General features: G+C 51.7%; 14 protein-coding genes. 4 read left to right on the top strand and 10 right to left on the bottom strand.

The window, feature by feature from the left end; all coding sequences use genetic code 11:
* The first annotated feature begins 16 nt into the window (after positions 1-16).
* Entirely contained in the window at positions 17-601 is a 585-nt protein-coding gene (locus tag B0B12_RS05885) for a DUF3109 family protein (protein WP_076666541.1), read from the top strand.
* Positions 602-676: 75 nt separating this feature from the next.
* Here B0B12_RS05885 and B0B12_RS05880 read toward each other — a convergent pair whose 3' ends face one another.
* The 4 genes from B0B12_RS05880 to efp form a co-directional block, all read right to left on the bottom strand.
* Entirely contained in the window at positions 677-1,633 is a 957-nt protein-coding gene (locus B0B12_RS05880; protein WP_076666538.1) for a DUF6340 family protein, read from the bottom strand.
* Between the two features lie 137 nt (positions 1,634-1,770).
* The gene (accC, locus tag B0B12_RS05875; RefSeq protein WP_076666536.1) at positions 1,771-3,114 is read right to left on the bottom strand and encodes an acetyl-CoA carboxylase biotin carboxylase subunit; all 1,344 of its coding nucleotides are present in this window, start codon (positions 3,112-3,114) and stop codon (positions 1,771-1,773) included.
* A gap of 129 nt (positions 3,115-3,243) precedes the next feature.
* A complete protein-coding gene (gene accB / locus B0B12_RS05870; protein WP_076666534.1) occupies positions 3,244-3,741 on the bottom strand; it encodes an acetyl-CoA carboxylase biotin carboxyl carrier protein in 498 nt (165 codons plus the stop codon).
* A 4-nt stretch (positions 3,742-3,745) separates the two neighbouring features.
* Complete coding sequence (efp, locus tag B0B12_RS05865) at positions 3,746-4,309, bottom strand: elongation factor P (RefSeq protein WP_076666531.1); 564 nt, start codon at positions 4,307-4,309, stop codon at positions 3,746-3,748.
* Between the two features lie 315 nt (positions 4,310-4,624).
* Here efp and B0B12_RS05860 point away from each other — a divergent pair, with 315 nt between their 5' ends.
* Together B0B12_RS05860 and B0B12_RS05855 are read left to right on the top strand one after the other, a co-directional pair.
* Positions 4,625-5,887: a PAS domain-containing protein gene (locus B0B12_RS05860; protein WP_076666529.1), complete on the top strand. Its 1,263-nt coding sequence runs from the start codon at positions 4,625-4,627 to the stop codon at positions 5,885-5,887.
* Positions 5,888-5,911: 24 nt separating this feature from the next.
* Positions 5,912-6,277: a histidine kinase gene (locus B0B12_RS05855; RefSeq protein WP_076666527.1), complete on the top strand. Its 366-nt coding sequence runs from the start codon at positions 5,912-5,914 to the stop codon at positions 6,275-6,277.
* Positions 6,278-6,351: 74 nt separating this feature from the next.
* On the opposite strand, the gene B0B12_RS05850 is transcribed toward B0B12_RS05855, so the two are convergent.
* The 6 genes from B0B12_RS05850 to B0B12_RS05825 form a co-directional block, all read right to left on the bottom strand.
* Positions 6,352-7,350 carry a beta-ketoacyl-ACP synthase III gene (locus tag B0B12_RS05850; protein ID WP_076666523.1) on the bottom strand — a complete coding sequence of 333 codons (999 nt, stop codon included), beginning with the start codon at positions 7,348-7,350 and terminating at the stop codon, positions 6,352-6,354.
* A 134-nt stretch (positions 7,351-7,484) separates the two neighbouring features.
* Entirely contained in the window at positions 7,485-8,429 is a 945-nt protein-coding gene (plsX, locus tag B0B12_RS05845) for a phosphate acyltransferase PlsX (protein ID WP_076666521.1), read from the bottom strand.
* Between the two features lie 51 nt (positions 8,430-8,480).
* Positions 8,481-8,678 carry a 50S ribosomal protein L32 gene (gene rpmF, locus B0B12_RS05840; protein ID WP_076666519.1) on the bottom strand — a complete coding sequence of 66 codons (198 nt, stop codon included), beginning with the start codon at positions 8,676-8,678 and terminating at the stop codon, positions 8,481-8,483.
* 54 nt (positions 8,679-8,732) lie between these two features.
* Positions 8,733-9,278: a YceD family protein gene (locus B0B12_RS05835; RefSeq protein WP_076666517.1), complete on the bottom strand. Its 546-nt coding sequence runs from the start codon at positions 9,276-9,278 to the stop codon at positions 8,733-8,735.
* 66 nt (positions 9,279-9,344) lie between these two features.
* Positions 9,345-10,367: a 4-hydroxythreonine-4-phosphate dehydrogenase PdxA gene (gene pdxA, locus B0B12_RS05830; protein ID WP_076666515.1), complete on the bottom strand. Its 1,023-nt coding sequence runs from the start codon at positions 10,365-10,367 to the stop codon at positions 9,345-9,347.
* A gap of 7 nt (positions 10,368-10,374) precedes the next feature.
* Entirely contained in the window at positions 10,375-11,808 is a 1,434-nt protein-coding gene (locus tag B0B12_RS05825; RefSeq protein WP_076666513.1) for a leucyl aminopeptidase family protein, read from the bottom strand.
* Positions 11,809-11,966: 158 nt separating this feature from the next.
* On the opposite strand from B0B12_RS05825, the gene rsmA reads away from it, so the two are divergent.
* On the top strand, positions 11,967-12,746 hold the full coding sequence (gene rsmA, locus B0B12_RS05820) for a 16S rRNA (adenine(1518)-N(6)/adenine(1519)-N(6))-dimethyltransferase RsmA (RefSeq protein ID WP_076666511.1): 780 nt from the start codon (positions 11,967-11,969) through the stop codon (positions 12,744-12,746).
* The last annotated feature ends 3 nt before the right edge of the window (positions 12,747-12,749 follow it).

The following is a 12,749-nucleotide window of genomic DNA, read 5'->3' as shown; positions in this document are numbered from 1 at the left end:
TTATTTTACTACTTACATGATCGTTCTTCAGAATACCGTCATCAGCGACGACATCCGTGATAATTTCTTTGTCTGCAATCTGGAAAAGTGCAAAGGTGCCTGCTGCGTAGAGGGCGACCTGGGTGCTCCGCTCGAAGCTGAGGAACTCGCTATCCTGGCGGATAACTACGAGCACATCAAGCCCTATATGACGGGTGCCGGAAAGCTGGCCGTGGAAGAGCAGGGGCTCTACATCCAGGATTTTGAAGGCGACTATTCCACCCCAACCATCGAAAACCGCGAGTGTGCCTATGCTTTGTATGACGAGGCAGGTATACTGAAGTGCGCGATTGAGCAGGCCTACTATGATGGCAAGATCAGCTGGAAAAAGCCGATCTCCTGCCACCTGTACCCGATCCGCATCACCAAGTACGACGACTTCGAGGCGCTAAACTACGACCGCTGGAGCATCTGTGCCGCCGCTTGCAACTTTGGGGCAGACTTGGGTGTGAAGGTATACCAGTTCCTGAAAGAGCCTCTGATCCGCAAGTACGGCGAAGGTTGGTACAATGAACTGACTGAGTTGATTGAGAAAGAAGCACAAACTCCCGCTACCTCCTAAGGTATAGGTATAGCGCATACAACGACAAAGCCCGGCCAACATGGTCGGGCTTTGCTGTTTAGATTACGTATTTTCTTATTTGATCAAGCCGGCGTTTGTCCAGAGTTCAAGCAGGTTTGAGGACAGTTTGTCGCCCTTGCTTTGTGCTTGACGTGCCCAATAAGTGGCCTGCTCATAGTCGCCAGCGGCTTCGTAGGCAATGGCCAGGTTATGGGCCGCCTTTCTACCTGTTTTAGAGGAAAGGTCCTGAGCCAGAGGCTGCAGTTTGGCAATGGCCTGCTGAAACTGACCCAAGAGCAACATGATGTGGGCTTCCTGCAACGTGCTTCCCATGTATACCTGTCGGACCAGAAGCGTTGGCTGCGGATAGAAACGGTCCCAGTAACTGTAGCCAGTCTCCACGGCCAGCCGGTTCACTACGGGGCCTGCTTTTCCCATGGCCGGACCAATGGCCAGTAAACCACTCACAACCGTCCGCGAATCGTAGAACTCCTGCTCCTCAACCGTTGCCTGGTCCAGCAGCGTACCAGTGCTGTCGTAAAGTGACCAGGTGCTCGCCACCACCAGGTCGAAATTGGCAATTTTAGTTTTGTCGCCGTACTCGTCCTCGTAGCTATCGACTATTTTCCCAAATCCTGTATTGAACTTGTCGAGCGTCAGGATCAGGTGCGGACCGTACTGCTTGAAGAGCCCATCAACTTCTTCTGAGTTGAGGCGATCAGCGCCGGCTGGTAGGCTAATGGCCTGGTCGGGGTTAACCAGCACAAAGGTCGAGTCGTTGTAGATGGCACCCATCACACCACCGGCAGCCTGGTAGGCACCGTCGCGCAGCACGGCTGTTACATTCTCGTTCTTATTCGCAGCCTGCCTAGCCGGGTCGTAGCGGTTCACGACCAACACTTTCCATTGGTCGGGGCTTACCCGCACCACAGGAGGGCGTACCGTTTGCATTGTGATCATGGAGGCGCAACTGCTCAACTGTACGGCCAGCGCGGCCCAAAGAAAGGAGAGGAGGAGCTTACTTTGTTTCATTTCTGTTTCTGGTCAGATAGATGCCTAAGTTAGTGCAAATATGATAATCGGGCTATATTTTAAAACCACATATATCGGGCCAAATAAAAAACCGACTCTGTTGGGGAGTCGGTTTTTTATTTGGTTTTATCTGGTGCTTACAAAGCGTTGAAGTCGAAATTCTCCAGGTAAGCAGTTGTGAAGTTTCCTTCCTTAAAGCCCGGATCATCCATCAGCTTCAGGTGGAAAGGAACCGTTGTCTTGATGCCTTCGATCACAAACTCGCTCAAGGCACGCTTCATCTTTACCAGGGCCTCCTCACGTGTCTGCGCGCTCACGATCAATTTCGCGATCATGGAGTCGTAGTTAGACGGGATGGTATAGCCGGAGTAAACGTGAGAGTCTACGCGTACGCCGTGTCCGCCTGGCACGTGCAGGTTTGTGATCTTACCCGGAGAAGGACGGAAACCATTCTTCGGATCCTCGGCGTTGATGCGGCACTCGATAGCGTGCATCTTCGGATAGTAGTTCTTACCAGTGATTTTCTCGCCGGCAGCCACCTTGATCTGCTCCTTGATCAGGTCGTAGTCGATTACTTCTTCTGTGATCGGGTGCTCTACCTGGATACGGGTGTTCATCTCCATGAAGTAGAACTCGCGGTGCTTGTCTACCAGGAACTCGATCGTGCCCACGCCTTCGTAGTTAATGGCCTTGGCGCCTTTGATGGCTGCCTTACCCATACGGTCGCGCAGGTCGTCGGTAATGAACGGAGAAGGCGTTTCCTCTACCAGTTTCTGGTGACGGCGCTGGATCGAGCAGTCACGCTCTGAAAGGTGTGCCACGTTGCCGTGCTGGTCACCGATCAGCTGAATCTCAATGTGGCGAGGCTCCTCGATGTATTTCTCCAGGTATAGACCGTCGTTACCGAACGCAGCCTTCGACTCGGTGCGGGCATCGTTCCATGCCTTCTCGAATTCGTCTTCGTGCTTAATGATGCGCATACCGCGGCCACCACCACCGGCAGTTGCCTTGATAATCACCGGATACTTGATCTTCTTGGCGAGTTTCTTGCCTTCTTCCAACGACTTCAACAGGCCGTCAGAACCAGGTATAGTCGGTACACCGGCCTTTTTCATGGTGTCTTTGGCAGAAGACTTGTCGCCCATGGCGTTGATCATCTCCGGAGAGGCACCGATGAACTTGATGTTGTGCTCGGCGCAAATGCGGGAGAACTCAGCATTTTCAGAAAGGAAGCCATATCCTGGGTGAATAGCATCGGCGTTGGTAATTTCGGCAGCCGAAATCAGGTTAGGCATGTTCAGGTATGACTGCGCACTTGGCGGCGGGCCGATACATACGGCCTCGTCAGCAAAGCGTACGTGCAGGCTTTCCTTGTCGGCCGTTGAGTAAACGGCCACCGTCTTGATGCCCATCTCTTTACAGGTACGGATGATGCGCAGGGCAATCTCGCCTCTGTTGGCGATTAGTATTTTTTTAAACATAATGTCAGATTTGGAGATTTGGAGATTTGGGAATGCGGAGATTCAGGTGAAAATGATATAAAAATGGAGAGGGTATTGGGCCATCTCCATTTTCAAATCTTCACATTTTCAAATTTTCAAATCAATGAATTAGCTAGGGTCTACCAGGAACAGCGGCTGATCGTACTCCACCGGGTTGGCATTGTCTACCAACACCTTCACGATCTTGCCGGATACTTCAGACTCGATTTCGTTGAAGAGTTTCATGGCTTCGATAATGCAGATCACCTGACCTTTTTTCACCTCGTCACCAACGTTCACGAAGGCTGGCTTGTCTGGGCTGGAAGAACGGTAGAACGTACCGATCATAGGTGCTTTGATAGCGATGTATTTGCTGTCGTCGCTGGCAGGTGCTGCGGCAGGGGCAGCCGGAGCGGCTGGCGCCTGTGGCGCTGCAGGAGCGCCGGCGGCTGGTGCAGGAGCAGCAGCATGCTGTACCGGAGCGGAGGCCGCTTCCTTTACATACGTTACCTGCTGGTCTGGATCGCGCTTCACCGAGATCTTGAATTCTTCTGTCTCAATGTTTACTTTATTCAAACCAGACTTGGCGATAAAGTCAATAAGGTCCTGGATTTCTTTAGCTTTCATGTTGTTATTTTACTCGTTCTGCGTAAGAATAAGTTCGTGTGTCTACTTTGATTTTTTCATCCTGGCCGATGAACAACGGTACCTGGATGGTAGCACCGGTTTCCACAATGGCTGGTTTTGATGCGTTGGTGGCCGTGTCGCCTTTCAGACCTGGCTCTGTGTAGGTGATGGTAAGCTCTACAAAAGGAGGAATCTCGCAGGTAAGCGGCGTCTCTGTTTCGGCATGGAACAGGATGGTTACTTCCTGGCCTTCTTTCATCAGATCGGCAAACGGAACCATTTTCTCGTCAAGGGCAACCTGCTCAAACGTGCTCATGTCCATGAAGTTATAGCCCATGTCGTCTTTGTAGATGAACTGATGCGGGCGCTGCTCCACACGGGCAGTCGTGATCTTATGACCAGCCGAGAAAGTGTTGTCTAACATTTTTCCGGACTTGATATTGCGAAGCTTCGTTCTTACGAATGCAGGGCCTTTGCCTGGTTTAACGTGTTGAAATTCAACAACTACATAAAGGTCGTTGTTAAATTCAATGCACAAACCATTTCTGATGTCAGCTGTGGTTGCCATAGTGTGCTGTTGTAACGCTTGAAATTGAATGAAACGATAAAAGTATAGCGCAAATCGCTTTCTTGCAAACAATTTAGCTATTATACTCAAATATTGATTAAAAAGCCCACGTCAATTCGCCTGGCAGGCAAGCGTTTGGATGGTTCGCCATAAAGGCTGAAGTAGGGCAGGTCGATTCATTTTTTTTATATAAATTAGCCATTATTTTAAAAATAGGCCATATCTGTACGGGCGCTTCTTTGCCTTTCTTCGTATGGGGGTATGCCTGGAGCACATAACAGACGTGCTTTTTTAACTGTAAACTTCAACTTATTAATGGATTATAAGCTCATCTTTGACAACACCCCAGAGGCCATGGTGCTGCTTGACCCCGACCTGAAAATAGTGGCAGCTAATAAACACTACCTGGAAGTAACGATGCGGAAGTTGGACAGTATCCTGGGTAAACATTTTTTGCTGGAAGCTTATCCCGAGCCCAGTGTGCCTTATGAACAAAATCCGGTGCGTCTCTCTATTGAGGAAGCCATTGCGAAAGGGCAGCGGGTATACCTCGATGTGATCCGCTACGCTATTGCGCGGCCTGACGGGAGCGGCTACGACGAGCGTTGCTGGGAGGCCTCCCATACGCCCATCCTGAACGAACAGGGTGAACTGCTGTATGTGCTGCAGGAAACCAAGGATGTAACGGAGCGGGAAGAAACGAAGAAGGCTTTGCAGGACATCGAGCAGAAGTTCCGGTTCATGGCAGACTCCATGCCCCAACTTATCGACTCTGACGATGCAGAGGGTAACTCCACTTATTTTAACAAGCAGTGGGAGTCCTATACAGGTATACCGACAGAAGAACTGCTGGCTGGTAGCTGGCAAATGGCAATTCATCCGCAGGATCTGCCTGCGGCCACCGAAGTCTGGCAGCAGGCGCTCGAGGCAGGGGAGGCTGGCCAGGTGGAAATCCGCATCCGCGACAAGGAGGGCGGCTATCGCTGGTTCCTGAACCGCTACCTGCCCATGCGGAACGAAGATGGCGCAATCCGGATGTGGCTGGGCAGTTGCAGCGATATCCACGACATGAAAAACCTGGTACAGGAACTCCTCGCAAGCAATGAGCAGATGTCGGAACTGGCAGACCAGGTGCAGCTTGCCTTCCGCAAAGTAGAGAACGAACGCGCGACGCTGGAGCGCCTGATCATGCAGGCACCTACCTTCTTTGCCATTTTGAAAGGCAAGGATCACCGCTATGAACTCGTTAACACGAAGTATCAGGACCTGTTTCCGCATGTTAGCCTCATTGGGAAGACGTTGGCGGAGGCTTTGCCTGAAATTGCAGATCAGGGCTACATCGATGTGCTGAACAATGTATACCAGACAGGTGAAACGTTCGAAGCGAAGGAAATCATTGTGAAGCTTGCCAATGCGGAAGGGAAGCTGGAGGATAATTACCTGACCTTTATTTTCCAACCGCTTTACGATGAACTAAACCAAATAACCGGCATCTTGATTGCCGGCTTTGATGTGACGGATAAATACCTGCTGAAGCAAAAACTGCAGGATTTAGGTGTCACTGTAGATAATTTATAGCATACCTTTTTTAGTTAGCAACAGGTGAATTCAGCACAGGTAGATTTTCAGCAGATCCGGATTAAGCATATTCTGTTTAAGTCCAAGGTACGCTCTGTGCTGTACGGAGGGGCGCATGACAGTGTGTTTTTTTCGGACGCAGGGCCGATCAGTCATTGGTTTTTACAGGTAGGGAAAGTGAAGTACGCAAACGAACCGGAGCTTAGCAGCCTGCAAAGGACGCACAGCGAACTGCTTTTGAGTGCCAATCAATTGTTCTCACTTTACCGCAGCGGCAGCATTGAGCAGGCGCATGCTGGCATGAAAGACATAGAAAAGCTCTCAGACAGGTTCCAGGAGCTGCTCTCGCAAATGGAAAAGCGACTTTCCTTGCGAGCGGATATGGCTTGATCAAACTCAATCAATAGTTACAAACAGAAAAAGCGGCTGATGGGCCGCTTTTTCTGTTTGTAAGATCAGGTTAATTATTTCGGATCATAAGCCCACTTCAAGTAGATGGCTCCCCAGGTAAAGCCACCGCCAAAGGCAGCCAGAATCAGGTTGTCTCCTTTTTTCAACTGTTTTTCGTACTCCCACAGGCAAAGCGGAATAGTGCCACTTGTGGTGTTGCCATAACGCTCAATGTTGAGCATCACTTTCTCGCTGCCCACGCCCATGCGGTTGGCAGTTGCGTCGATGATGCGCTTGTTTGCCTGATGCGGCACCAGCCAGGCGACATCTTCTGCCGTCAGGTTGTTACGCTCCATCACTTCAGCTGATACATCCGCCATACCTTTCACAGCGAACTTAAACACCTGCTGTCCTTCCTGGTATGCGAAGTGCTCGCGCGCCTGCACTGTCTCAATAGTAGCAGGTTTGCGGCTGCCGCCCGCTTTCATGTGCAGGTACTGCGCGCCCGTTCCATCTGACTTCAATATAGAGTCCTGTATACCGTAACCTTCCGTATTCGGCTCCAGCATCACGGCACCGCCGCCATCACCAAAGATGATGCAAGTCGCGCGGTCGGTATAGTCCACAATGGCAGACATCTTGTCGGCGCCTACCACAATCACTTTTTTGTACTGACCCGACTCAATAAACTTAGAGCCGGTGGCCAGCGCGAAAAGGAAGCCGGAACAGGCAGCCTGCAGGTCGTAGCCAAAGGCATTCACAGCTCCCACTTCAGCCGTGATCAGGTTAGCCGTGGCCGGGAAAACCATGTCAGGGGTAGTGGTGGCACAGATGAGCAGATCTACCTCTTCTGCTTTGGTATTGGTTTTCTTGAGTAAGTCCAGTACTGCCGGTACTGCAATATGCGAAGTGCCTTTTCCTTCGCCCTTCAAAATGCGCCTCTCTTTAATTCCGGTGCGTGAGGTAATCCATTCATCGTTGGTTTCCACCATCGTCTCCAGCTCCTTGTTGGTCAGCACATAGTCCGGAACGTAGCCAGCCACTCCTGTGATCGCGGCAGTAATTTTACTCATGTTGTGAAAGGTATAAGTGTTGGAAGTTTAAGACGGCAATATAATAAAAAAAACTTGGCACAAACCGTCGTCACGCAAAAAGAGTAGGGAGACAGTTTGTGCCAAGAAATGTGTTTGGCCGAAGCCAGCGCCTTTTATTGAGCGCCCGTATGCTTTTTAAATCGCTCTGACAGGTTAGTGGCAACCATTTTCTGGGCCTGCAGCACCATGTTGCAAACGGCCAGCGGAGTTGATACCCCGTGTCCGATCACGGCGTTGCCGTTTATACCCAGGATTGGGCTGCCACCTACGGCCTCGTAGTTGAACTTGTCGAAAAAAGGATCGTGCATGTTCTTCGCATGCAGGATGTCGTAGATCGACTCAGCCATTTTCAGGATGATGTTGCCGGTATACCCGTCACACACGATCACATCGGCTTTGTCGTTGAACATGTCGCGTCCTTCGATATTGCCGATGAAGTTGATGTTAGGGTTTACCTTCAGGCGTTGGTGCGCGGCCTGCGTGTTCACAGTACCTTTGCCTTCCTCTTCGCCCAGGTTCATCAAACCCACTTTCGGGTTATCGATTTCCAGAACGTACTTGGCATAGATAGAACCGATTTCACCGAACTGCTCCAGTACCTCAGGTTTGCAGTCTGCGTTGGCTCCTACATCCAGTATAATACCGAAGCCGCCATTGAGTTTTGGAACCAAACCACCAATAGAGGGTCTCAGGATGCCTTCTACGGCTTTTACGCTGAACATGGCTCCTACCAGCATAGCTCCGGTGTTGCCCGTGCTGCAGAAAGCGTGTGCTTTCCCAGCCTTGAGCATTCCAAAACCTACAGCGATGCTGGAGTCTGGCTTCTGGGTAAGTGCCTTCGTGGGATGCTCTCCCATGTCGATCACTTGGGTGGCGTTCACCACCTTTATAGCAGAGCCAGTATAACCATATTCTTTTAGCAGCTGCTTCAGTATGTCTTCCTTGCCTATAAGCAGGATTTCATAGTCCTCTTCAAGCTGTTCTGCGGCCAACATGGCACCTTTCACGTTTGCTTCAGGCGCAAAGTCGCCGCCCATAGCGTCCAGGGCGATTCTCATGTACTGGATGACGTTAAATTATACAGAATTTAAACGGAGTACTGAATTCGGTTACTGAGCGTTAGCTGTATAATTTTTGATCGCCAGTTTGCCTTTGTGGTACAGGTCGCCTTCAACCACATACGCATGGTGGAACAGGTGAGGAGTGTCTGTAGTAGGGCAGATTGCAATCGCTTTCTCAGAGAGCTTCTGGTGAGTTCTTCTCTTATCTCTTCTGGTCTTCGAAATCTTGCGTTTAGGATGTGCCATTTTTAGTTATAAATTTACTTGCTGTTATTTTATACTTTATTATTCTACTGCTTGTTAGTTCAGGTTCTTTAGGGCGTCCCAACGTGGGTCAACATCATCGTCGTCGTCATCGTTTTCGTCGCCCTCCCCATCGCCTGCCTTGCGCGAAGAGTAGATCAGGATATCCCGCTCGTCGTCTTCGTCCAGCTCTTCCACAAAACGTGGGTGAAGCTTCTTCATGGGCAGCGATAGGCCGATGTAATCATACAGGTGCTGTGCCACATTGAGCGTCTGCGTCTCGGGCGTGATCTGCCACAAGTCATCATCCAGTTCGGCATTTTCCTCTCCGAACTTGATCAGCAGCGTTTCCTCGATGTCTACGGGCTGGTCAAATTCCTCCAGGCTGCGGTCGCAGGTAAGGCGAACGGTGCCCTTGATGTCAAAATGCAGCGTCAACAGCGACTCAGTCTTATCGAGCTCTACTTTTGCCAGTAGTTTTCCCCCCAGTATGATCTCCTGCTCAAACAAAGAGAAGAATGAATCGTCCATTTCAAACTCATAAGAGTGCTTCTTATTCGCGAGTTTGGCAATGCCGATTTCGTAGTCTCTAAGCTTTTTCACTACCGTGTTTTTATTGCAAGACGCAAAATTAGAACATTATTTCGATAAATAAAATAGCAGCTCGATTTATAAAGCGTGCATTTGCTCCGTCTGGCGCTTTTTTATGATGTCGCAGGCAAGGAACAGCGCTTCTCTGAAAGAGGTTTCATCGGCTGTGTGTTTTCCGGCAATGTCGTAGGCGGTTCCGTGGTCAGGCGAGGTGCGCACGATTGGCAGACCAGCCGTATAGTTCACGCCGGTTTCCATGGCGAGCGCCTTGAAAGGGATCAGCCCCTGGTCGTGGTACATGCTCAGCACCGCGTCGAACTGCTTGTACATGCGCATGCCAAAGAAGCCATCGGCCGGGTAGGGGCCGAATACCAGGTGCCCTTTGTCTTTCAGGTGCAGCACGGCCGGACGGATGATTTCCAGCTCCTCAGTGCCCAGAAGTCCCTTCTCGCCGGCGTGCGGGTTCAGGCCCAGCACGGCGATGCGTGGTTTTAGAATACCGAAATCCTTGCGCAGCGACTCCTGCAGGATGGTAATCTTGCGGATGATCAGGTCGAAGTTAAGTTTACTGGCAACGTCCTTCACCGGGATGTGGCCCGTTACGGTCGCCACGCGCAGGTCGTCGCTTACGAGCAGCATCAGGCTGTCGGCGGCGTCGAAGTAGGAGGTCAGGAACTCCGTATGGCCCGGGAATTGAAACTCCTCGGACTGGATGTTGTCTTTGTCAATCGGGGCGGTGACCAAGCCTTCCAGCAGCCCGGCTTTCAGGTCGCGGGAGGCGGCCAGCAGCGAGTCGAGCGAGGCCTTGCCGGATTCCGGTTTAGGTGTGCCCGGCTCCACAGCGATGTCGGCTTCCCAGCAATTGATCAGGTTGACTTTTCTAGGTATAAGCTCCTGCGCTGAACCCACCTGCTGGTAGTGGAAATGCTCGGCGCTCAGGGCCTTGCGCACCTGGTTGATGACTGCGGCAGAACCGTAGATTACCGGGGTGCAGAAATTGAGAATGCGCTGGTCTGAAAGGGTCTTGACGATGATCTCCGGGCCGATGCCGTTCGTGTCGCCAATGCTAATGCCTATTTTTGCTTTGTGTCTGTTGTCCATTTTTCGCTTAGTTAGCCAAAGAGCTAAGGTAGTTGTAAACCAGGCGCACGCCCGATCCGGTGGCCAGTTTGCCTCGGTAAGAGTCTTCGCCGAGCAGATAGGCCGTGCCGGCTATGTCGAAATGCACCCACGGGTAGTCGGTGAAATACTCCAGGAATATACCTGCGGAAATAGCGCCCGCTTCGGCACCGCCCAGGTTTTTGATGTCGGCTATGTCGGATTCGATGTGCTTTTTGTACTCGTCCCAAAGCGGAAACTCCACAATGCGCTCATGCTCTTCCTCACCCGCTCTTTTCAGGGCGTTCATTACCTCGTCACCGGCATTGCTCATGGCCACCAGGCCTTCCTTGCCGATGGCACGGGCCGCGGCTCCGGTCAGAGTCGCCATGTCAATTACGAGTTCCGGCTTATACTTCTGGGCAAAGCTCAGCGCATCGGCCAGAATCAGACGGCCTTCGGCGTCGGTGTTGAGTACTTCTACAGTCATGCCGTTGTGCATAGTGAGCAAATCGCCTGGCGCATAGGCCTTGCCGCCTGGACGGTTGTCGGTGGCAGGTATAAGGGCGATGACGTGCAGCTGGATATTGTTTTTGGCGAGTGCATAGAGCACGGCGGTCACGGCAGCGGCACCCGCCATGTCGGACTTCATGTAGTCCATGGACTGCGGTGTCGGTTTCAGGCTAAGGCCGCCAGTGTCATATACCACGCCTTTGCCAACCAGTACGTAGGGTTTGCTGTTAGTGGCGCCTTCCGGCTTCCACTCCAATATATTAAAGGTAGGCGGCTCTTCGCTGCCCTGGTTCACGGCCAGCAATCCACCCATCTTCAGGGACTGTATCTGCAGCTTGTCAAACACTTGGGTGGTGAAGCCGGCTTTTTCGCCCAGCGCAACCAACTCCTCGCTGAACTGGGTAGCAGATTGGTGGCTGTTCGGCTCATTCACCAGGTCGCGGGCGATCGTAACCGCATCCAGCACGTTCTGCAGCTCTGCCACATCAAACTCCGATAGGCTCTCATCGGTCAGCACGATGGTTTGCAGTGGGTTTGGCTTGCTGTTGCGGGTCTTGTATTTCTGGAACTGGTAGTTGCTCAGGTATAGGCCTTCGGCCAGGTAAGGGCTCGCGTCAGATTTGGTCAGATCCTGAATGGCAAGTTCCTCTATTTTGTCGGCTTTGAGCTGCTTGAGCAAGGTATAGCCTGCCTGGCGCAGCGCCTCTCTGGTGAGGTGCTGGGTTTTGCACTCAGGGTATAGCACCACATACACCCGCTGGGTATAGCGGTTGAGGGAGATGATCTTTGCCTCTGCTTCCAGCTGGCGTTTCAGGTAGGCGGCCTCGTCCGGGCTCAGTTCCGGGAGCGAATCCGTTTGGTCAGCCCGCACAATCAGGGCTACGTCTGTATTTTTACCTACCGATGTACTGTATTTGAGTTGTGTTGGCATTTGTCATTCGTATCTTTGAGCACGCAATATAGTAAGTATATAGTGTAATGCGAAAAGCAGGGGCGCAGGTATAGCCGGCACTGGTAGCGCATATAAATAAGGTATAACGGGTTTCCGGCGAAATTGTCTCAAGCAGCCGGTGCCATAACGCATAGCACGTGAGCAAAGTAAGTCCGAAAAAGCACCTGGGGCAGCACTTTCTGGTTGACCAGAACATCGCCCGCAAAATAGTGGAGCAGTTGACTTTGCCCGACGGGGTGGAGGATGTGCTGGAGATCGGACCGGGTATGGGGGTGCTCACGCAGTACATGCTCGAGCACAAGGAGTACCGCACCACCGTCTTGGACATCGACAAGGAGTCCATCGCCTACCTGCAGCAGCACTTCCCGGCTTTGGGCGACCGCATCATCTCAGCGGATTTCCTGAAAGCGGATCTGAGTAAGCTATTCCCGGGCAAATTTTCCATCATCGGCAACTTTCCTTATAACATCTCGAGCCAGATTTTCTTTAAAGTGCTGGAGCACCGCGATGTGGTGCCCGAGGTGGTGTGCATGATTCAAAAGGAAGTGGCCGAGCGGCTGGCCTCGCCTCCGGGCAACAAGGCGTACGGGATTTTGAGTGTGCTCCTGCAGGCCTTCTATACCATCGAATATAAGTTCACGGTGCACGAAAATGTGTTTCACCCGCCTCCCAAAGTGAAGTCTGGCGTGATCAGGGTGTTGCGCAACGACCGCCAGAGCCTGCCTTGTGATGAGAAGCTCTTTTTCTCTGTGGTGAAGAACAGTTTTGGAACAAGGCGCAAGACACTGCGTAACTGCCTCAAGACATACAACCTCCCGCCCGAAGTAACGGCGCAGCCTGTGTTCGACCAGCGGGCCGAGCAGCTGTCGGTAGAGGATTTCATAGCATTGACCCAGCTTGTAGAGCAGAACATATAATAC

The sequence above is a fragment of the Pontibacter indicus genome, assembly GCF_900156345.1.
Taxonomy (GTDB): Bacteria; Bacteroidota; Bacteroidia; order Cytophagales; family Hymenobacteraceae; genus Pontibacter; species Pontibacter indicus.
This window is presented reverse-complemented; position numbering and strand designations above follow the sequence as displayed.

What these genes read in the sequence shown, in the direction of transcription:
- B0B12_RS05885 (WP_076666541.1), top strand. Translation starts at nt 17, where the DNA reads ATGATCGTTCTTCAGAATACCGTCATCAGCGACGACATCCGTGATAAT.
- B0B12_RS05880 (WP_076666538.1), bottom strand. Translation starts at nt 1,633, where the DNA reads ATGAAACAAAGTAAGCTCCTCCTCTCCTTTCTTTGGGCCGCGCTGGCC.
- accC (WP_076666536.1), bottom strand. Translation starts at nt 3,114, where the DNA reads ATGTTTAAAAAAATACTAATCGCCAACAGAGGCGAGATTGCCCTGCGC.
- accB (WP_076666534.1), bottom strand. Translation starts at nt 3,741, where the DNA reads ATGAAAGCTAAAGAAATCCAGGACCTTATTGACTTTATCGCCAAGTCT.
- efp (WP_076666531.1), bottom strand. Translation starts at nt 4,309, where the DNA reads ATGGCAACCACAGCTGACATCAGAAATGGTTTGTGCATTGAATTTAAC.
- B0B12_RS05860 (WP_076666529.1), top strand. Translation starts at nt 4,625, where the DNA reads ATGGATTATAAGCTCATCTTTGACAACACCCCAGAGGCCATGGTGCTG.
- B0B12_RS05850 (WP_076666523.1), bottom strand. Translation starts at nt 7,350, where the DNA reads ATGAGTAAAATTACTGCCGCGATCACAGGAGTGGCTGGCTACGTTCCG.
- plsX (WP_076666521.1), bottom strand. Translation starts at nt 8,429, where the DNA reads ATGAGAATCGCCCTGGACGCTATGGGCGGCGACTTTGCGCCTGAAGCA.
- rpmF (WP_076666519.1), bottom strand. Translation starts at nt 8,678, where the DNA reads ATGGCACATCCTAAACGCAAGATTTCGAAGACCAGAAGAGATAAGAGA.
- pdxA (WP_076666515.1), bottom strand. Translation starts at nt 10,367, where the DNA reads ATGGACAACAGACACAAAGCAAAAATAGGCATTAGCATTGGCGACACG.
- B0B12_RS05825 (WP_076666513.1), bottom strand. Translation starts at nt 11,808, where the DNA reads ATGCCAACACAACTCAAATACAGTACATCGGTAGGTAAAAATACAGAC.